The organism is Bradymonas sediminis, from assembly GCF_003258315.1.
Lineage (GTDB): Bacteria > Myxococcota_A > Bradymonadia > Bradymonadales > Bradymonadaceae > Bradymonas > Bradymonas sediminis.
Genome location: NZ_CP030032.1, coordinates 2,171,339 through 2,190,265 on the forward strand (window position 1 = coordinate 2,171,339; position 18,927 = coordinate 2,190,265).

Annotated in this window: 17 protein-coding genes and 2 tRNA genes; 8 read left to right on the top strand and 11 right to left on the bottom strand. The window is 60.7% G+C overall.

What is annotated here, in order from left to right:
• Window positions 1-6 precede the first annotated feature (6 nt).
• Window positions 7-813 (bottom strand): glycosyltransferase family 2 protein, encoded by an 807-nt coding sequence (locus DN745_RS08240; RefSeq protein WP_111333746.1) that lies wholly within the window; start codon window positions 811-813, stop codon window positions 7-9.
• A gap of 257 nt (window positions 814-1,070) precedes the next feature.
• On the opposite strand from DN745_RS08240, the gene DN745_RS08245 reads away from it, so the two are divergent.
• Window positions 1,071-2,432, top strand: coding sequence for a DUF2254 domain-containing protein (locus DN745_RS08245; protein WP_162687546.1), 1,362 nt, complete (start codon window positions 1,071-1,073; stop codon window positions 2,430-2,432).
• Between the two features lie 50 nt (window positions 2,433-2,482).
• Here the strand turns inward: DN745_RS08245 and DN745_RS08250 are convergent, their stop codons facing one another.
• The 4 genes from DN745_RS08250 to DN745_RS08265 form a co-directional block, all read right to left on the bottom strand.
• Entirely contained in the window at window positions 2,483-3,085 is a 603-nt protein-coding gene (locus DN745_RS08250; protein ID WP_111333750.1) for a hypothetical protein, read from the bottom strand.
• A gap of 289 nt (window positions 3,086-3,374) precedes the next feature.
• Complete coding sequence (locus tag DN745_RS08255; protein ID WP_111333752.1) at window positions 3,375-4,346, bottom strand: energy transducer TonB; 972 nt, start codon at window positions 4,344-4,346, stop codon at window positions 3,375-3,377.
• Entirely contained in the window at window positions 4,343-4,783 is a 441-nt protein-coding gene (locus DN745_RS08260; protein WP_111333754.1) for an ExbD/TolR family protein, read from the bottom strand. Before DN745_RS08260 ends, DN745_RS08255 begins: the two co-directional genes overlap by 4 nt.
• Before the next feature lie 70 nt (window positions 4,784-4,853).
• A complete protein-coding gene (locus DN745_RS08265) occupies window positions 4,854-5,525 on the bottom strand; it encodes a MotA/TolQ/ExbB proton channel family protein (protein ID WP_111333756.1) in 672 nt (223 codons plus the stop codon).
• Between the two features lie 222 nt (window positions 5,526-5,747).
• Between DN745_RS08265 and DN745_RS08270 the strand changes: the two genes are divergently transcribed.
• The 6 genes from DN745_RS08270 to pyk all read left to right on the top strand — a co-directional run bounded on the left by DN745_RS08270 (window position 5,748) and on the right by pyk (window position 10,481).
• Window positions 5,748-6,734 (top strand): hypothetical protein, encoded by a 987-nt coding sequence (locus DN745_RS08270; RefSeq protein ID WP_111333758.1) that lies wholly within the window; start codon window positions 5,748-5,750, stop codon window positions 6,732-6,734.
• Between the two features lie 138 nt (window positions 6,735-6,872).
• Window positions 6,873-6,945 (top strand) — tRNA-Ala (locus tag DN745_RS08275).
• Between the two features lie 38 nt (window positions 6,946-6,983).
• Window positions 6,984-7,056, top strand: a tRNA-Ala gene (locus tag DN745_RS08280).
• Between the two features lie 219 nt (window positions 7,057-7,275).
• On the top strand, window positions 7,276-7,707 hold the full coding sequence (locus DN745_RS08285) for a hypothetical protein (RefSeq protein ID WP_111333760.1): 432 nt from the start codon (window positions 7,276-7,278) through the stop codon (window positions 7,705-7,707).
• Window positions 7,708-7,964: 257 nt separating this feature from the next.
• On the top strand, window positions 7,965-8,978 hold the full coding sequence (locus DN745_RS08290; protein ID WP_111333762.1) for a hypothetical protein: 1,014 nt from the start codon (window positions 7,965-7,967) through the stop codon (window positions 8,976-8,978).
• An 87-nt stretch (window positions 8,979-9,065) separates the two neighbouring features.
• A complete protein-coding gene (pyk, locus tag DN745_RS08295) occupies window positions 9,066-10,481 on the top strand; it encodes a pyruvate kinase (protein ID WP_111337594.1) in 1,416 nt (471 codons plus the stop codon).
• Between the two features lie 101 nt (window positions 10,482-10,582).
• Here pyk and DN745_RS08300 read toward each other — a convergent pair whose 3' ends face one another.
• Complete coding sequence (locus DN745_RS08300; RefSeq protein ID WP_111333764.1) at window positions 10,583-11,551, bottom strand: GGDEF domain-containing protein; 969 nt, start codon at window positions 11,549-11,551, stop codon at window positions 10,583-10,585.
• 242 nt (window positions 11,552-11,793) lie between these two features.
• Complete coding sequence (locus DN745_RS08305; RefSeq protein WP_111333766.1) at window positions 11,794-13,194, bottom strand: glucose-6-phosphate isomerase; 1,401 nt, start codon at window positions 13,192-13,194, stop codon at window positions 11,794-11,796.
• 297 nt (window positions 13,195-13,491) lie between these two features.
• Between DN745_RS08305 and DN745_RS08310 the strand changes: the two genes are divergently transcribed.
• Window positions 13,492-14,643 carry an energy transducer TonB family protein gene (locus DN745_RS08310; RefSeq protein WP_162687547.1) on the top strand — a complete coding sequence of 384 codons (1,152 nt, stop codon included), beginning with the start codon at window positions 13,492-13,494 and terminating at the stop codon, window positions 14,641-14,643.
• A gap of 19 nt (window positions 14,644-14,662) precedes the next feature.
• On the opposite strand, the gene gcvPA is transcribed toward DN745_RS08310, so the two are convergent.
• From gcvPA to folD, 4 genes are all read right to left on the bottom strand, one after another.
• Window positions 14,663-16,018 (bottom strand): aminomethyl-transferring glycine dehydrogenase subunit GcvPA, encoded by a 1,356-nt coding sequence (gene gcvPA, locus DN745_RS08315; protein ID WP_111333770.1) that lies wholly within the window; start codon window positions 16,016-16,018, stop codon window positions 14,663-14,665.
• Window positions 16,019-16,081: 63 nt separating this feature from the next.
• The gene (gene gcvH, locus DN745_RS08320) at window positions 16,082-16,468 is read right to left on the bottom strand and encodes a glycine cleavage system protein GcvH (protein ID WP_111333772.1); all 387 of its coding nucleotides are present in this window, start codon (window positions 16,466-16,468) and stop codon (window positions 16,082-16,084) included.
• 86 nt (window positions 16,469-16,554) lie between these two features.
• Window positions 16,555-17,673 carry a glycine cleavage system aminomethyltransferase GcvT gene (gene gcvT, locus DN745_RS08325; RefSeq protein WP_111333774.1) on the bottom strand — a complete coding sequence of 373 codons (1,119 nt, stop codon included), beginning with the start codon at window positions 17,671-17,673 and terminating at the stop codon, window positions 16,555-16,557.
• 50 nt (window positions 17,674-17,723) lie between these two features.
• Complete coding sequence (gene folD, locus DN745_RS08330) at window positions 17,724-18,677, bottom strand: bifunctional methylenetetrahydrofolate dehydrogenase/methenyltetrahydrofolate cyclohydrolase FolD (protein WP_111333776.1); 954 nt, start codon at window positions 18,675-18,677, stop codon at window positions 17,724-17,726.
• Window positions 18,678-18,927 lie beyond the last annotated feature (250 nt).

Consider the following 18,927-nt stretch of genomic DNA (forward strand, 5'->3'; position numbering starts at 1 on the left):
CTCGCGCTAGGACGCCACGAAATATTGTCGAAATATCGTATCCAAAATCTTATGGCCGGCGCGCACGCTCCCCATCACCGTGCCGCTGACCTTCGAGACTCCGATGCGCTTTCGATAGCTCACCGGAACCTCGCAGGCGCTCAGCCCCAACTTCGCCGCGCGAATCTGCATCTCGACGGTCCAGCCAAAATCCTCGTCGCGCATCTCGCAGGCTTCGAGGCTCTCCCAGCGAATCGCCCGAAACGGGCCGAGGTCGCTAAATTGATAGCCGAAGAGCAGCGACATGAGGGTGCAGGCGAGCCAATTGCCGAAGATGGCCTGGGGCAGCAAGGCGCCCGGCTCGCTCTCCCCCAGGATGCGGCTTCCGATGACCAGGTCCACGCCGCCCTTCAGGATCGGCGCGACCACCCGGGGAAGCTCCTCGGGGTGGTCACTATAATCCCCGTCCAAAAAGACGACGATTTCGGGCGGGTCCGCGGCGATATGCCGAAGCCCGGTCAGGCAGGCGGCGCCGTAGCCTCGCTGCGGCTCGGCGATCACCACGGCCCCCGCGGCGCGCGCCACCTCGGCGGTCGAATCACGGCTCCCATTATCCACCACGACGATCTGTCGAATCATCTCTCTGGGGATATCGCCGATCACCCGCCCGATGCTCTGTTCCTCGTCGAGCACCGGGATGACGATATCAATTCGAGGCGCCGCCCCGGCCCAACGCGCCGCGACGGTCGACCCCGCGGCGTCGGGCACCCAAACACCGCCACGCCAAATAGAGGTCCCAGCGGCAGAGAAATCTTCGATCTTAGATGAGTTCATACGAGGGCGGGCTTTCAGGAGGCAGCGGACTGGGTCGACGCGTTCGACTCTCTTCGCGCGTCGTTTACCTTCACGACGAAGCGGCTCAACGTACGCGTCGATTGACCATAGGATTGCGACGAACGCCGCTGAAACGCAATTGCGTTTGAAAAAAAGCGACCGCCGGCCGCATCCTACGCCGCGGATATACGAAGTGCAAACGATGTTGTATGACCGCTGCAGCTCCGCATATCTGTATGCATTCGAGGCGAAATAGAATGAAATTACGAGAACTAAATTGGTGGATTTCGGTCCGCGAAAGCCTCTGGTTGGTCCCGGCGCTTTTCGTCGTTGGCGCGCTCCTGCTCGCCCCATTTATGGTCTACCTCGACAGCAATTACGCGGCCGCCATCGACCGCTGGTTCCCCTTCGCCTTCGAGGGAAGCACCGAAGGCGCGCGACTGATTCTCGGCACCATCGCGACGTCGATGGCGACGATCGTCGGCGTGGTATTCTCCATCACCACCGTCGTATTGCAGCTCGCCGCCGGCAATTATTCACCGCGGGTCATCGTCATCTTCCGGCGCGACCGGGGCCAGCAATTTGTCCTCGGAACCTACCTGGCGACCTTCGTCTACGCCGTCCTGGTGGCCCGGCAGGTGCAGGACGCCGGCGAAGGTCGGGAGGTCTTCATCCCGGGGCTCTCCATGTGGGTCGCGCTCGCCCTCGCGGTCAGCTGCCTCGGCCTATTGGTCTACTTTGTGCATCACGTCTCGGAGCAATTGCGCGTCTCCGACATCGCCCACCGCATCCACGCCGACGTGATGCAGAACGGCAGGACCCTCTACCCCGAGCAGATCGGACGAGAATATGACCCGGCCTACGAGGATGCCGAGCTCATCGCCCGACTCGATGAAGACACGGAAAATAGGCATCGCGTGCAAAGCCAGACGTCCGGATATCTGCGCAATGTCGACGGTGACCGGCTCAGTAAACTATTAAAATCTCCCGTGCGCGCCGCACGAATCTGGCCGCGTATGGGTGACTTCGTCACCGTGGATAGCCCCATCATTGATCTGTATTTTGAAGACGGCGTCAGCAAGTCCGAGCGGGCTAAACGCACTAAGATGGCGCGAAAATGTCTGACCCTTGGCCAGGACCTCTCGGTCGCTCATAACCCGGACTTCGGCGTCCGCCAACTCGTCGACATCGCCCTTCGCGCGCTCTCCCCAGGGGTCAATGACCCGACGACCGCTGAGCAGGTCTTGGTGCAACTGGGCGACTGGATTGGCCAACTCGCCGGGCGCACGATTCCATCCTCGGTCCGCGGGCTTCACGGCAATATGCTGGTGACTCCCAGCCGCGACTTCGATGCCCGTGTCGCCGACGCCTTCGACCAGATTCGGCGCGCCGCTCGCACCCAGATTCACGTCCTCGAATGCCTGGTGGAGGTGCTGACGCGTATCGTCCAGACCGACCCGCCGACGTCCCGGCTTGCCCCTCTTCGGGCTCAAGCCGAAGCGGTTCAACGCACGATTCAGCCCGATTACCTACCGGATTCGGTCGAGCGGCGAGAATTGTCGAATAAGGTGCGCACGCTCCTGGATACCATTGAAACAAAAAGCGAGGCCGCTGAATAGCGACCTCGCAGATATTGCGCTCCCCGTAGTTCGATTCACGCCGACACGCCTCAATCAGCCAGGCGGGCGCATAAGCAGACCAGCGACAAAATATTGGTGCGCGAGTCCTGCAGAATCTCTTCGCGTCGCGAGTAGATCTCGCGCACATCGGTGACTTCTTTGTCCCGCACCACGCCCAGGTGCTTGCGCTCCAATTCGAGCAGGCGCCCCAGCGTGCAGCGCATCTCCAGGATACGGTCATCCTTTGCGACCCCGGCTTGAGCACGCCCATTTTGCGCCACGCGCAAGACGATCTGATGGCGGCGGTCCGACTTAAGCTCCTCGAATCGCTCGAAGAAGTCGTCATCCTCATCGCGCATCGACTGCTCGAGGCTTAAGAACTCGTCTTCGAAGCTGGCGACGGTCCAGGCCACAAGCTCACCGTCTTCATCGTGGAACTCCTCGACGAAAATCGCGTCCTCAACCCAGCGGGCTCCCAACACTCGGTAGATCTCATCCAATTGGATCTGACCGTGCAAGAAGTCCGGGGGGAACTCGTTTTTTCGCTCGTCGAGTCGAGCCTGGCGGCGAGCCAGGATTTCGTCGATGGAGAGGCGATCCGCTTGGTAAGAAGAAGCGGCGGTCGAATGATTAAGATAATTTTGCTGAAGCATGGCAGCGTCCTGATTTTGACGTGGCGCACTGAATTTCGAACCACTGAACATACTTCTACTGCACAAATATATAGAATGCAAGAAAAATGATCGTCCGTTCAGTACTTTGGCCAGGCATTCAAATTCTGTGGATTTGAACCCAGGGCGCGTAACGCACGTATTCGGGAGCAAAGTAGCGTCCCAATCTCAGCTTTAAACTATCGAAATCATTACCTATATTCAAAGGGCTTGGTATTAAAATCAGATTAAATTCGGCCGCAAGTTGGTGCAAATTTAGCGCAAAGCGCATTTATTTCTGGATTTCGAAGATATGTGTGGCACGAATCGTATCTTTTATCGGCACCCCATCCTTGAGCGCCGGGTCGAATTTCCATTTTTTAAACGTCGCCGCGGCGAGCGTGTCGAACTCTGGGCCGGCCGACTTCACGATTTTGACCGACACGACATTTCCCTTTGTATCGATGTTCAGTATCGCCACGACCGTGCCGCCAACGCCGCGGCGCTTGGCCGAGAGCGGATAATCATCGGGGTCGGCCTTGGGTTGCTTGAGGCCACGCGCTTTGCGCGTCGGACCGCTGGGCTTTTTCACCGAGCCGGCCGCAGGTTTGCTTCCCGCGCCATAACCGTCACCGTCCCCATCGCCTGTGATGATATTCCCGAAACGCTTCGGGTCCACGTATTTTTTGGTCACCCTGCCGGTGTTCAGGTTCTCGCCGATCTTAAAGGCCGGCGCGTCCGCGTCGGTGGAGGTTGATTCCTGGGAGAGTCCCTCCAGGTTCACCGCCTTCATCGACTCCGCCTCGGTGGCCGTCGAATCCTGCGTGGACGTCGGCTTGGGCTCAGGCGCAGGTTTCGGCTCCGGCTCCGGCGTCGGCTCAGGTTCGGGAGTTGGCTCAGGCGCGACCTCGGGCTCCGGCTCCGGCTCGGGCTCGGGCTCGGGCTCGGGCTCGGGCTCGGGTTCGGGTTCGGGTTCGGGCTCCGGCTCCACCTCGACAACCTCCGGTGGGGTCTCCTGCACCACAGCCACCGCGACGACCGAATCATCCTGGGGCTTCGCGCTCGGTTTGACGTTGCACATCGGCGCGAAGAACATCAGCAGCAACGCGGCGACCGCGTGCAGAACCACGGCGCTGACCAGGCCGCCAAAACCCGAAAAGATCCGCTGGCCCAGCGAGCGTGGCTCCACCAGGAGCGGGTCGCGCACCACCGGCTCGACCGCCCCGCCCTTCGGCTTCTTGCTGTCAGGATCGGCGCTTGTCACGGGCTCTCCGATACTGAGGTCGCGGCCGCCTTCTTCTCGATATTGAGCGCGAACTTCTCCAGACCGTTCTGCTTGATCGTGTCGATCAGGTCGATCACGCTGCCGTACTCAACGCCTTTATCTGCGGCGATGATGGCGCGAATTGTCGGGTCCTCGGCGACGCGCGTCTTCACCGTCGCGCCGATATTGTCGAGCGAGGTCTCGTTTCCGTCGAGGAAATACTCGCCGTCCTTGCTGACCTTGAACGTCAGCGTGCTCGTGACCTCGGCTTCGCCGGAGGCCGCGCGCGGCAGGTCGACCTTGATCTGCTCTTTGACGATATAGGAGGTCGTCACCATGAAGATGATGAGGACCACCAGGATGATATCCACCAATGGGGTGATGTTGATGCCAGCGATGATGTCGTCATCACCGCTTCCCGTGTCAAACCCGGCCATAACTAGACTCGTGGGTGCTAGAATTGAACTGACGAGCGCCTAAGCAAAGCGCGCATGAACTGGCGCCCTCTTATTCAGCGCTTCCATCGGTGCGTTTGGCAGCCTTGCCATCCGCACCGTCTTCCCGGTGCATATGCGCAAGCAGCGTGCGCCCGAGCAGGTCGGTCTGGGCGACCGACTTCTGGATACGCGAGCGGAAGATATTGAAGGCGATGACCGCCGGAATCGCGACCAGAAGGCCGACGCCGGTGGCGACCAGCGCCTCGGAGATCGCGCCCATAACTGCCTGAGCCGCCTCTTCGGAGCCACTTTGAAGGCTATCGAAGGCGCCGATAATACCAAGCACCGTCCCGAAGAGCCCGATAAAGGGCGCGTTATTACCGATGGTTCCCAAAAACGGCAGTTGCTTATTGTAGCGCCCCTTTTCGGTCGCCAGCGCGCCGCTCATCCGGTCCTCCACCGACGCCACGCCGCTTCGCCAATCGCGCAGCCCGAAGAGCACCACGCGCGACTCCATCGAGTCGCCCGACTCCTCCAGGAATTTCGCGGCGCCGTCGTAATCGTCCTTTCCGAGCAACTCCTCAAGCTTCAGGCGCACCGCCTGCAGATCGATATTTCGCTTCCCATAAAACAGGATGCGCTCGACCATGGCGACAACGCTCAAAATGCTCAGGATGACCAGGAGCCACAGCACCCATTCCGCGCCGATCAAGGCGGCGTCTAAGAAAATTTCTGTTAACATTGTGCCTCATTGATAGATTAGATCGTGTTTTTCAAGAAAGTCGACTTGGGCCGTCTGCGCCGGTATAACCTTCAGGACGACTCGGTCCCCATGATTGCGTTATCACGCGTGGGTCAACTACGATGCGCAGTCTGCACATATGCCGGGCTGATGACAAGCGACCCAGCCTACAGCGCCGCGTCGGCACCAAATATTCGATCATATTCAGTCCACGAGTAGACCATGTCCGAGAACAACACCAACCACCCCGCCAATTCTTCCGCCTCTGAGACGAGAATCGAAGAAAATACGCGGACAAAGGCCCACGGCGATTCCTTCTCCCCCCTGGCGGTCACCTTCGGGGTCTGCGTCCTCCTCGCCGCGGCCGTCGGCTTTTTGATGCTCCCGGGCAAAAATAACATCAGCGCGCGCAACTTCACCTTCGAGGCGCTCGATATCGACGCCAAAAGACTAGAGAAGGAGCGCGACGAGAAATATAAGTCCGTACAGCTCGACCAGGTGCCCGATGAGTGGGCGCAATTTCTGAACACCGCGCGCGAGGTCAACCGCTTTGACTTCGTATCTCCGGGGGCTGCCGCGGAGGCCTCGACGATCGAGAAGTTGAGCTATTATAGCAACGAATTGGTCCCAGCGACCGGCTATGAGGGATTCCTCGCGGCCACCATCCCCTTGCGCGACGCGTGCTCGGAGGGGCTCGATACACTGCGAAAGGCGCTCGGGGCCGGAGACGTGACGCTCGAGCAGGCGCTTAGCGACCCGCCGGCCGACAGATTCGGCCAATACCGCGACAATTGCGGCAATTTACTGGCGATGCTCGTTGAGCGCGGATTGGTCGACAAGACGGGGGCGTGGACCTCGTCGGATGCGCCGCTGGTGACCGACATCCTCTCGCGCTACCGCGCGGCCCACCTGCTCAAGGACCAATACTCACCCTGGCTCTTGCTGACCTCCTATGAGACCGAGATCTTCGCGCGCTGGCGCGTCGAACAAGCCGCCGGATACTCCGACGCCAAGCGCCTTCAATACCTCTCCGAGATCCCCAGTCTATTGCCCCACTATAATGTCGACTTCGCCCGCGGCGTGTTGGCCTACCAGGCAAAGGATATCGCCGGCGCGCTGAAGGCCTTCGAAACCCTGCATCAGCGCGACCCCAAGGCGGGCTATGAAGGCTATGTGCGCTATCTTAAAGAGCAGGTTCCGGCCGGCTGACGGGGGCCGACGCAGGACTTTGCGAATTTTTCCGCGCAAAAAAGCAAATACTTATTGACAGCGCGCAAATCCTCTCATATACATCGCCTCCCGTTGGGCAGTGGGTTCCATTTGAACCACAGCGCCCAAAAAGGTGACGGGGCCTTAGCTCAGCTGGGAGAGCGCTACGCTGGCAGCGTAGAGGTCATCGGTTCGATCCCGATAGGCTCCACTTGAAGCACCCAAAAAGAGTAACCATATCACCCCATTGGGGCCTTAGCTCAGCTGGGAGAGCGCTACGCTGGCAGCGTAGAGGTCATCGGTTCGATCCCGATAGGCTCCACTTTAAAAATCTAAGAGCAGCAAGAACGCTCCGGAAGGCCATCGCCTCCCGGGGCGTTTTTGCGTTCGGCCGCGCGCCCTGCCCCAGGCGGCCGTCCGGGGGGCGATTTTGATAATGTGTCGCTTGAACTTGCGCCGACTCAAGCCTATGTTGACCCTCTTCGAAGTGAAGTTTCATTTGCCACGATGCTAGATATTTGGCAGCCCAAAAGAGAACACTATGACCAATTTCATGAAGTTGAATGCCCGCAGCGAGATGCGCCTTGGCGAATACGCGATGCGCCTTGTTCGAATCGAGTCTCATATCGGCCGCGGCGAGCTGCGCGCCGCGCGGGCGCGCATCGCCGGACTCGCCGACGAACTTGAGGACTTTCGCCGTGAGATCGACTTTCCGATCGAGATGGTGATCATCGGCTCCCAGCTCGGTCTGCTCTCGGGCAAAGGGTCGCTGCTGCGCGGCCGCCTGCCGGGCGTGCTCTTGGGCGGCGTCGCCGGCTGGTTTATCGGGCATTCGCTGACCGCCCAGAACCGGCGCTATCTCGACGAGATCGTCGCGCGGGTCACCCTCCTTGAGATCGGCCTGGCCCAGGAATTCGCCCAACGCGCCCAGGAGGATGCGCCCAACCCGGCGACCACGGCCTCCGGGGAATAGGGCCTCTTTGGCGCGCGGTCGCATTGAAATGCATCGATGCTCAGCGTAGCCTTATCGACAGGCTTAATCGACACTTTGGAATCTGATGCCCGCGGTATAACCTGCGCGCTCAAGCTTAAAACCCGAAGCGATGGGGCGTTTCCGAACACTTGTTTTGCATCCTTTTTACCAGGAGCCGACGCGTGCGATATTCGAGACTGTTCATCTTAATCATTATGTTATCCGTCACCGCCTCTGGGGCGTGTGCGAGTAATGAATTGACCGATGATGTTATCGGGCAAGATATCGAAGTCGACGCGAACTCCGAGGGTGACGCGAGCCAGGACGCACAGGCAGAGGATACGCGCGTTGAGGACGTGCAACCCGAGATCGACACCGCGCCCTTTTGCCGGCCGAGCGACAACGCCTGCGCCGATGAAAACACGACGCGAATCTGCGCGCCGGATGGCTCCGAGTTCGTCGAGACGGCGTGCGCCGAAGACGAAGAATGTGTGAGCGCAGCCTGCGTGACGCGCCCGATCTGCGACGCTGGCGAGAAGAAATGCTACGACGCGTCGAACCTGATGACCTGCCGGCCGGGCGGCACCGCCTGGCGCACCGAGACCTGCGACGACGGCACCACTTGCGTGGCCGGCGCCTGCGTCTCCGGCGCCCCGAACGGCGCGGTTTGCGCCGAGAATAGCGACTGCGCCAACGCCCTGTGCCGCTGCGGCGCGGAGGAATCCTGCAGCCCCATCGGCGGCGAGGCCGTGACGCCCTATTGCAGCGCAGGCTGCACGCCCGGCAGCTGCGGCAGCGGCGAAGTCTGCGCCTCCGCCCAGGACTTCCCCGCCCTCGGCCAAGATCATTGCGTGCCGGCGTGCAATCAAACCTGCGCGCTTGACGGCATGACCTGCGCCTCGATACCCACACGTGACTCGGGGTCGCTGACCTTCGAGCAGGCATGTGTGCCCGAGGGCGTGGTCAATATCGGCCTGGAGTGCAGCGCCGCCACGGCGAGCGCATGTGCCGGCGGCACCTGCCTGGATGACGTCTTCGAGGTCGGCCTTTGCACCAGCACCTGCACCGGCGACTGCCCCGACGGCACCGCCTGCGTGCAGTTGAAATCTGGTGACAGCGCCTATTATTGCTCCCCGATCTGCGGCGACGGCACCCCCGGCGCCTCGACCACCTGCCCGCTGGACGGCGGCCGCAACCTTTGGAGCATCACCTGCAAAACAAAAAGCGACTTCAACGGACTGCCTATTCAGGTTTGCGCCAAAAGCAGCTAATACCTACGTGAAACGCCCGACACAGTGTCGGGCCTATTTGACCCAATTACTTTCCACGTTATTGCCGACATCTATCGGACCAAATATATGCGACGCGCTAAAATTGTTTGTACTCTAGGGCCTGCCTCAGATTCTCCGGAAGTCATCGCGCAACTGATCCACGCGGGCATGAACGTCGCGCGGCTCAACTTCTCGCACGGAAGCCACGACTACCACCGCGCCCTCTATAAGCGCGTGCGCGACGTCGCCGAGGAGCTCAACAAGCCGGTGGCCATCATGCAGGACCTGCAGGGCCCGAAGATCCGCGTGGGCAAATTCAAAGACGGCCCGGTGCAGCTTATCGAGGGCAACGAGTTCGTCATCACCATCGACGATATCGAGGGCGACCAGGAACGCGTCTCCACGACCTATAAGGAGCTGACGCGCGACATCGCCGTGGGGGACGTACTCCTGCTCGACGACGGCCTGATTCGCCTGGAGGCCATCGACGTCACCGCCACCGACGTGCGCACGATCGTGCAGATCGGCGGCTTGCTCAAAAATAATAAGGGCATCAACCTGCCGACCGCGGCAGTGTCGGCGCCGAGCATGACCGAGAAGGACAAGATCGACCTGAAGCTGGGCCTGGAGCTCGGGGTCGATTATATCGCGCTGAGCTTCGTGCGCTCGGCGCTCGACATCCATCAGTTGCACGCGCTGATTCCGCCGCAAACCCACGACATCAAGATCATCTCTAAGATCGAAAAACCCCAGGCGATTCATGAGCTTGAGGACATCATCTCGGTCTCCGACGGCATCATGATCGCGCGTGGCGACCTGGGCGTTGAGCTGCCGCCGCAGAAGGTCCCGCTTATCCAGAAGCGCGCCATCCGCATGGCCAACGAGATGGGACGCATCTCGATCACGGCCACCCAGATGCTTGAGTCGATGACCGAGAACGCGCGCCCCACCCGCGCCGAGGCCTCCGACGTCGCCAACGCGGTCCTGGACGGCACCGACGCGGTCATGCTCTCCGGCGAGACCGCCGCGGGCAAGTACCCGGTGGAGTCGGTGCGCATGATGGCCAGCATCGTCGAAGAGGTCGAGCACGGCCGCGGCTCCCCGATTCATCACGGCCCGCAATTTATTCAACACCTGCGCACCTTCCCCAACGCGGTCGCCAAGGCGGCGAGCATCGCAGCCGATGAGCTCAACGTCAGCGCCATCGTGGTCTTCACCGAGTCCGGCGCCACCGCGCGCCTGATGATGACCTACCGCCCGACCAAGCCCATCGTCGCCTGCACGCCGAACGAGCGCGTCTACAACCAGTTGGCGATGTATTGGGGCGTTGAGGCCTACCAGATCGACCTGCTCCAAAATACCCAGGGTATCTTGAGCCGCGTCGAGAAGATGATGGTCGAGAAGCGCGGGGCGAAGTCCGGCGACGAGATCATCATCGTGATGGGGAATCCCGCCGGCGCCGGCTCGGAGACAAACCTCATCAAATTCCACCGCATCCCCTAAAGCAGCGCCCTCTGATGGAGCGCGCCCGCGCTCCAAACAAAAACGCGCCGCCTCAATCTGAGGCGGCGCGGTCTCGTTTAAGCTTCAACCCATCAAGTCGATTATTTGCCAACGACTCGGTTTCGCCCAAGCTCCTTGGCCTGGTAGAGCCGGTCATCGGCGAGCTTGATAAATGGGTGGGAGTTGATGACTTCTTGCTGAGTGTCGGTGTGGGACGCGCGCGATGACGACGCGAAAACCGACGGCGACATCGCCTTAAACGGCGGCATGATCGCCCGATACTCATCGAGGTCGGCGACCCCGAGCGACAGGGTGACGTGAATCTCGGTATCGTCGAATTCAAAGGGCTCCGAGGCCACCGTGGCGCGCAACTTCTCGGCCAGGCGCGTCGCCTGGGCGCGGTCAACCTCGGGCAACAGCAGCACAAACTCCTCGCCGCCGTAGCGCGCGAAGACGTCGTCTCGCCGAATCTGACCGTTGATGCGCTGGGCGACCTTCTTCAAAATATGGTCGCCGGCCAGGTGGCCGTAGGTGTCGTTAATCGCCTTAAAGTGGTCCAGGTCGCACATGATCAGCGAGAGGCTGCGCTCGTAGCGGATCGAGCGACTCATCTCCTTCTCGATCGCCTGGAGAAAAAAGCGTTTATTGTAGATCTCGGTGAGCCCGTCGACCGTGGTCAGTCGATAGATCTCGTCGTGATAAGACGCCTCGATATTGCTGCCGGTGAGAAACTTAAAGATCGTGCGGCCGATCTTAATCTGGTCGCCGTCGCGCAGCCGCTGGTCGGTCACCTCGACGTCGTTGACATAGGTTCCGTTGGTCGACGCCATATCCTTGAGCAGATAGTGGTCGCCGGAGTCATAGATCGTGGCATGGGAGCGCGAAATGGCGTCCTCATCGATCTGAATATCGCCTTTGCTCGAGCGCCCGATGACCGTGGTCGGCTGAGATAGCGAATATTTTTTGCCCAACTCAACGCCATTGATAACCACCAAACAAGCTTCCTGCCCCGAGGAGTCCGGGGTGGGCAGCTTATTAATGACTGTAACAACTGTATTATCGTTGGCCATCTTCTGCTCTCGGCTAACCGTACTTTTGCGCGCAGAATGCGATTCACGAACCCGGACGCGTTTTGCTAAATTCGGCGCCCACTCAAGAAGCGGCGTTCCGAAGAAATAAAGGCCTTAAGTTTTTGTCCAAGATTCCTTGTCGCCGATGATTAAATCAAAGAATCATCATAATTGCAAAGATATTGCGATAACTAGCGCAACTCATCGCGTGGTATCCGAGAAGCCGCCGATGAGCGCCGCGTTCACTCCTCGTCGTCAATCGAGCGGGCGGCGCCGGCGTCCGCGTTGCTCTGGGCCAACTTCGCCCACTGCTCAAAACCCTCGCGCCCAAGCAACCCGTGGGCGAGCTTCTTGCCAAGCTCCACGCCCGGCTGGTCGAAGGCGTCGATATCGAATAGTTCACCCATCAGCGCGGTGATAAATTCCCAGGCGAAGATAAATGAGCCGAGATCATCGGCCTGCACCCCGTCGAAGCGCCACGTGCTCGTCGGCCGCCCGGCCTCTTGGAGTGCGCGGCGCGTTCCCTGAAGCTCGGCGTCGAGAATATCGCCGAAATCGAGGCCCGCCAGGTGCGCCAAACTCGCCGGAAGCCCCGGGCGCGTCGGCACCTTAAGCTCGCGCCCAAACGACGCGACCTCAAGGAAGACCATCAACTTATCGTTGGGCCCCTCCATATAGAGCTGGACCTGGCTATGCTGGTCGATAACCCCCAGCGCCTTAATCGGCGTCATGCCGACATGGACGGAGTTACCGCCGCGGTCCTTTGCCTTGCCGAGGCTCTCCGCCCACAATTGGCGGAACCAATCGGCGATGGGGAGCAACTGGTCGCTATAGGACATCATGACGATCTGGTCGACGCCGCGCTCGTAGAGCGTGAAGATATCGGCGGTGATCTGGAGCAAGGTATTATGCTCGAAATCCGGCAGCGCGGCGCACTCGCGCGCGCGCTTGGCCCCGGCGAGCAACCCGCGGATATCTATGCCCGCCAGGGCGAGCGGCACCAGGCCAACCGGCGTGAGGACGCTGAAGCGGCCGCCGACGTTGGTCGGCACCTCGAAGCTATCAAAGCCGTAGTGGTCGGCCAGCGCGCGAAGGCCGTCGTTTTTGGGGCCGGTGATCGCGACAAAATGCGCGCGGGCCTTGTCTTCGCCCAACTCGCTGCACACCCGGTCAAAGGCCAACCAGAATTTCGACATCGTCTCGACGGTGGAGCCCGATTTGGTCACCACGATAAAGAGCGTCTTGCTTAAGTCCAGGCGGTCAAAGAGACGCGCGACGCCCACCGGATCAATATTCTCGGTGAAGTGCGTGCGCAGCCCGTCGGCCGAACCCTCGCCGGCGTGCGGATCTTCGGCCAGGGCCTCGTAGAGTGCCCGGCTGCCCAGGCTCGAGCCGCCGATGCCGATGACGACCTGCTCGCGGAAGCCCTCGGCGCGTTTCTTCGCTGCCCAGCTGAGAATCGACTCGGGGTCCTTTTGCGGACAGTCGATAAACCCGAGCTCCCCGCGCTCGTGGGCCGTGCGAATGGCTTGATGCGCCTTAAGAAGTCGGGGGCGAAGTCGACTTCGGTCGAGGTCAGATACACCGCGAGCGTCTCCAACCACCGACGGTTTAAGGCCAGTTGCATCGTAGCGTAGCGTCATCTGTGCATCTCCTTAGACGGGTCATATAAATTAAACGGGTAATTATTCTGGACGAAAAGTATAACCCTAAAACGAATTTCAAGCCAACACGCCACGATTTTTGTTGGACGGCGCGCATCTGGCGCCCGATGGCAGGGATGATTCGGCGCGCCGGGCTTGTTCTGTAAGGGGAAATGCACCAGTTTTAGGGTAGACTGACTGATGCTTGGCTTCGAGCCGTTTCGCCACCCTTGTCGTTATCCCATGGGTGAGGGCTCGGGCAATTGAGTTTCTTAAAAGAATGGAATGCTTGCTTCGATGCCAACCAGCACACCGCCACCAAAACGCATCCCCCCGATGACGCCGCGCGAGCGGCGATCAGGCGGCGCGTTCTGGGTGGCGCTGGGCGTGGCGGCGCTGCTTCACATCCCGATTCTTGCCGCCCTGCCCCATTTGCTGCGCGCCAATCAACCGTCGCTCACCAGCGCGCTTGAGGACGCGCGCGATTTCCGCCTCAGCCTGGTCACCGAGCCCACCAAGACCAAAGAAGAGGAGCGCGCCGAGCTGCGCGAGAAGTTACGCGATGAGCTCGACGGGCAATTTGTGAGCATGGAGGCCCCCGAGGTTGAGGAGACCCCGGACGAGGCGCGCTTTTTAGACCAATACGCGTCCAAGGCCCGCGAGGAGACGGTGCGAAAGCAAAGCTCGCTGCCAAAGACCAAGTCCGCGAGCGCGGCGAAGCCCACGCCGACGCCCCGGCCGGAGCCCGCGCGCCCAGCCGAAGCGCGCCCAGCCGAAGCGCGCCCCGTCGAGCAGCCGCCCGAACAGCAGCCCACCCCGACGCCCCAAAAGTCATCGCCCAGCCAGGACCAGCGACCGCCGCAGGCCAAGCCCGAGAGCGCGCCCACGAACCCGCTCAAGCTCGCCGAAGACGGCGCGTTTAAGGCCGAAGCCCCCGCGGACTTCGCCCCCGACACCCCCGCCCGCCCGCTCAGCCCGGGTGACCTATTCCCCACCGCCCAGAACACGCCGGCGGCAATCGCAGGGGACGGTAATTTCGATTATTTGGCCGACGTGACCGAAGGCGAAAAGACACTCTTGAACCGGAAACGCTCGCGCTATTGGTCCTTTATGAATCGGCTCAAGGAGGCGGTCGCCGAGGAGTGGTCCCCCATGGAGGAGTACCGCCGCCGCGACCCGCAGGGGAAGGTCTACGGCGTCAAAGACCGCTACACAGTGCTGCGCGTCACGCTCAACGGCGACGGCTCACTGCGCACGATCAACGTGGCGAAGAGTTCGGGATTGAAATTCTATGATGATGAGGCGGTGCGCGCGATGCGAAGCGCCGCGCCCTTTATGAACCCGCCGGAGGGGCTCAAGGATAGCGACGGGTTGATTCATATCAACTTCGGGCTGCTGCTCGACGTGCATCGCGGAACCCTGCGCGGGTTCCGCATCAATCGTCGCTGATCCCTGCAGATACCGATGCTTATTTATCGATATATTTGGCGAGCTTATCGATATTGTCGCGCGTCGTCTTTTCGGTGACGGCGACCATCAGATAATTTTCCCAGTCGGGGTTGATACGCCCCATATCGAAGCCGGGCATGATGCCGTCGGCGCTGGCCTCGGCGACGATATCGCTGGCCTTGGCGCGGGTCTCCAGGACGAACTCGTTGAAGATCGGCCCCGAAAAACGTCGGCGCGCGCCGCCGTTCTCGGTGAGCTTTTCGAGGGCGTATTTGGCGCGCGAGAAGTTAAGCTTTGCCACGTCGCGCAGGCCCTCTTTGCCCATCAGGCTCAGATAAATGGCCGCGGCCAGGGCCATCAAGCCCTGGTTGGTGCAGATATTACTGGTCGCCTTTTCGCGCCGGATATGCTGCTCACGGGTCGACAGCGTCAGGACATAACCCTCGCGCCCCTCGGTGTCGACGGTATAGCCGGCCAGGCGCCCGGGCATCTTGCGCACCAGTTGCTCGCGGCAGCCGAAGATGCCGAGCGCCGGGCCGCCGTAGCCCATCGGGATGCCGAGGCTTGTGCCCTCTCCGGCGATGATATCAGCGCCGAAATGCCCGGGAGGCGTAGTCAGCGCGAAGGCCAGCGCCTCGTTAAAGCAGGAGACGACCTGGATTTTATGCGAATGCGCCCACTCGATCATCTCGCGCGGGTCCTCCAAGACGCCAAAGAAGTTCGGGGATTGATAGATAATACACGCGGTCTTATCGGGCTCGTCCACCGCCTTTTGCAGTGATTCGAGCGAGAAGCGACCGGTCTGTGGGTCCACCCCGAACTCGCGATATACATCGCCCTGGGCCGCCAAATAGGTCTTAATGACGTCGCGGTATTCGGGGTGCACCGACTCGGCGACGAAGACATAGTCGCGCTTTCGGCCGACGCGCTGGGCCATCAGCGCGGCCTCGGCGGTGGCGTGCGCGCCGTCATACATCGACGCGTTCGCGATCGGCACACCCAGCAGCTCGGCGACCATCGACTGAAACTCGAAGATCGCCTTGGTCGTGCCCTGGCTAATCTCGGGCTGATACGGCGTGTAGGAGGTATAATACTCGGCGCGCAGCAAGAGCTGATTGAGCGCGTGGGGCGAGTGATGGTTATACATCCCGGCCCCCAGAAACGAGACCGTCTCGGGCGAGGCGACCTGATTCTTGGCGGCCAGCAGCCCGAGGTCGCGCTCAAGCGACAGCTCGCTCTGCGGCTCGGCGAGCGCCAACTTCCCCTTAAAGCGATACTCGGCGGGGATCTGCTCGAAGAGCTCTTCGATCGACTCCACGCCGATCGCCTCGAGCATCGACTCGATATCTTCCAGGGTATGTGGCAAATAACGCATGATAACCTCGTTTCTAACAAGCCGTAAAAGCCAGCCTCAACTCAGCACGCCCAGCCCATCTACTTAGCCGCGCTCGACAAATGCACGATACTCGTCGGCGTCCATCAGGTCGTTGAACTCCTGAATGTCGTCGGGGCGCACGCGCATCATCCAGCCCTCGTCAAAGGGGCTCTCATTGATGGTCTGCGGGGCGTCCTCAAGCTCCATATTGACCACGATGACCTCGCCGCTGATCGGCGCGTAGAGGTCCGAGGCTGCCTTGACGCTCTCGAGCACGCCGAACTCTTCGCCGCTCTCGATGGAGTCGCCTTCTTCGGGCAGCTCGACATAGACGATATCGCCCAGCAGATCCTGGGCGTGCCAGGAGATGCCAATGGTGATGCTGCCGTCCTCTTCCTCGCGGGCCCACTCATGTTCTTCGGAGAATCGGTAACCTTCTGGGATTTCCATAATTTTGCTCGCAAATTGCTAAAAAGATTGAATTGAATAGTACGAAATGAAACGCATCATTCGCGGTGGCGAATCATGCAAAAAACCTAATCGCGCTTGTAAAAAGGCTTGCTGGTGAGTTGGGCGGGGACGCGTTTTTTTCGAATCTGGATGTCGACCATCGGCGCATCCGCAAATTCGAGGTCGATGTACCCCAGCCCAATGCTTTCTTCAAGCGTCGGCCCCCACGATCCGCTGGTGACTTCGCCCACGCGTTGCTCCCCGATATAGATCTCATATCCGGGGCGAATCATGCCTTTTCCCTGCAGGACGAAGCCGCAAAGCTTGCGGGTGAGTCCGCGCTCTTTGATCGACTTGAGCGCGTCCTGCCCGACAAAAGGTGTCTTCTTTTTAAGCTTCACTGTCCAGCCTAAACCGGCCTCAAATGGGTTGGTTGTTTCATCCATTTCCTGGCCATAGAGGTTAAAGCGCGCCTCGAGCCGAAGCGTGTCGCGACAACCCAGCCCGCACATCGCCAGGTCGAAGTCTTCGCCGGCCTCAAGCGTCGCGTCAAACACCGCCTCAGCCTGCGCCACCGGGATATACAACTCGAAGCCGTCCTCGCCGGTATAGCCGGTGCGTGACACCAACATCTCGACGCCGGCGACCACGCCGCGCCGCGCCCGATAGTAGCGCAGCGCCTCGAAGGCGTCGGCCTCATCGGGGGCGAGCGCCTTGAGAAGATCGATGGCCCTGGGGCCCTGGATGGCCAGCAGCACGTATTGGTCGCTGGTGTCTCGGAGCTCGGCGTCGCCGCGCGCGTTCGCCTTCATATGGGCAAGATCTTCGGCACGCCGGCTCGCGTTCACGCAGACCATCACATGATCTTCGGCGAGTCGATAGACCAGGACGTCGTCGATGATGCCGCCCTCTTCGTTACATAAGGCGGCGTACATGGCCTGGCCGTCGACCAGCTTGGAGGCGTCGTTGGTCACCAGGCCGTCGATCATCGCGATGGCGTCGGGGCCGACGAACTCAACCTCGCCCATATGACTGACGTCAAAGAGGCCGACGCCATTGCGCACCGCGAGATGCTCCTCCTTAATCCCCGCGTATTGCAGCGGCATCATATATCCCGCGAACGGGGTCATCCGCGCGCCGAGCTCGCGGTGACGGTGCTCAAGCGGGATGGACTTCGTATCGGTGCTCTCTTGCGCGTCAGACATGTCGGTCTCCGATTTTGGTGGCAGCTAACGAATCAATCGATATCAAAAAGTCAGCGGGTCTTATCACAGATCTCACCGCCACGAATGACCAGGTGATGGGCGGCCAGGGTTGCGTGGAGCGTGTTTTCCATGAGCGTCGCCACGGTCATCGGGCCGACGCCGCCGGGCACCGGCGTAATAAGTGAGGCGCGCTCGCGCGCGACCTCGAACTCAACATCGCCCTGCAGCGAGCCGTCGGCCATGCGGCTGATGCCGACGTCGATGACCACCGCCCCGGGTTTAACCCAGGCGCCCTTGATGAGCTCGGCCACGCCCGTGGCGACGACCAGGATATCGGCGCGCTGCACGATATCGGCGAGGTTCTCGGTAAAGCGGTGACAGACCGTGACGGTCGCGTTGGCGCGCACGAGCATCTGGGCCATCGGGCGCCCCACGATCATAGAGCGCCCCACGACCACCGCCTGTTTGCCGGCGCAGTCCACGCCGCTTGCCGCGAGCAGCGTCATGATGCCTCGCGGCGTGCAGGGCTCCAGGTTAGCCTGGCCGCTCATCAGCCGGCCAAGATTATTCGGGTGAAACCCATCGACATCTTTGTGCGGGGCGACCGTCATAATCGCCTCTTCGGAATCGTGATGCGCCGACAGCGGCAATTGCAACAGAACCCCATTCACCGCCGGGTCCGCGTTGACGCGGCGCAGCTCGGCCAGGAGCTCCTGCTGGGAGATATCGGCCGGCAGATGCAGGTGCGAGCTCTCAATGCCGACCTTTTTGCACGCGCGAATCTTATGGCGCACGTAGATCTCGCTGGCCGGGTCATCTCCCACGCGCACCACACAGAGATGCGCACGAACCTCGCGCTCGGCGAGCAATTGGGTCGCGTCTTTGATCTGGGCGAGCAAGGCGTTCGCAATCTTTTTGCCATCGAGCAACTTCGGCGCGGCGCTCGAGGCGGCCTGGCGAAGCGGCGTGATAGCGGCTTTAAAATGGGGTTCAAAAGCGCTCATAAAAACTCATTTCCTGGTTCGTGAAACAGCCGGAAATCGGCCGCGTCGAGCGCACTATAGCAGCGCATTCGGCGGTGTCTACCGGGTCTTCGTGGAGGCAAACCAGCCAGCGGTGGGGTTCATTCGATTTTTGATTAGTTGGGCGGTTTTGTTCCGTCTCGCGCGGGCATTATATGTTGTTAGCGTCACACTAACCCCGAAACTGAGCTTGATTCAGTTTTCCGGACACATCGAAGATGTATAATCACAG

Excerpts from the sequence above, each read along its gene's own strand:
- pyk (WP_111337594.1), top strand. The coding sequence starts at position 9,066 with ATGCGACGCGCTAAAATTGTTTGTACTCTAGGGCCTGCCTCAGATTCT.
- DN745_RS08310 (WP_162687547.1), top strand. The coding sequence starts at position 13,492 with ATGCCAACCAGCACACCGCCACCAAAACGCATCCCCCCGATGACGCCG.
- DN745_RS08240 (WP_111333746.1), bottom strand. The coding sequence starts at position 813 with ATGAACTCATCTAAGATCGAAGATTTCTCTGCCGCTGGGACCTCTATT.
- gcvPA (WP_111333770.1), bottom strand. The coding sequence starts at position 16,018 with ATGCGTTATTTGCCACATACCCTGGAAGATATCGAGTCGATGCTCGAG.
- DN745_RS08270 (WP_111333758.1), top strand. The coding sequence starts at position 5,748 with ATGTCCGAGAACAACACCAACCACCCCGCCAATTCTTCCGCCTCTGAG.
- DN745_RS08265 (WP_111333756.1), bottom strand. The coding sequence starts at position 5,525 with ATGTTAACAGAAATTTTCTTAGACGCCGCCTTGATCGGCGCGGAATGG.
- DN745_RS08245 (WP_162687546.1), top strand. The coding sequence starts at position 1,071 with ATGAAATTACGAGAACTAAATTGGTGGATTTCGGTCCGCGAAAGCCTC.
- folD (WP_111333776.1), bottom strand. The coding sequence starts at position 18,677 with ATGAGCGCTTTTGAACCCCATTTTAAAGCCGCTATCACGCCGCTTCGC.
- DN745_RS08300 (WP_111333764.1), bottom strand. The coding sequence starts at position 11,551 with ATGGCCAACGATAATACAGTTGTTACAGTCATTAATAAGCTGCCCACC.
- DN745_RS08305 (WP_111333766.1), bottom strand. The coding sequence starts at position 13,194 with ATGACGCTACGCTACGATGCAACTGGCCTTAAACCGTCGGTGGTTGGA.
- gcvH (WP_111333772.1), bottom strand. The coding sequence starts at position 16,468 with ATGGAAATCCCAGAAGGTTACCGATTCTCCGAAGAACATGAGTGGGCC.
- DN745_RS08250 (WP_111333750.1), bottom strand. The coding sequence starts at position 3,085 with ATGCTTCAGCAAAATTATCTTAATCATTCGACCGCCGCTTCTTCTTAC.
- DN745_RS08260 (WP_111333754.1), bottom strand. The coding sequence starts at position 4,783 with ATGGCCGGGTTTGACACGGGAAGCGGTGATGACGACATCATCGCTGGC.
- gcvT (WP_111333774.1), bottom strand. The coding sequence starts at position 17,673 with ATGTCTGACGCGCAAGAGAGCACCGATACGAAGTCCATCCCGCTTGAG.
- DN745_RS08285 (WP_111333760.1), top strand. The coding sequence starts at position 7,276 with ATGACCAATTTCATGAAGTTGAATGCCCGCAGCGAGATGCGCCTTGGC.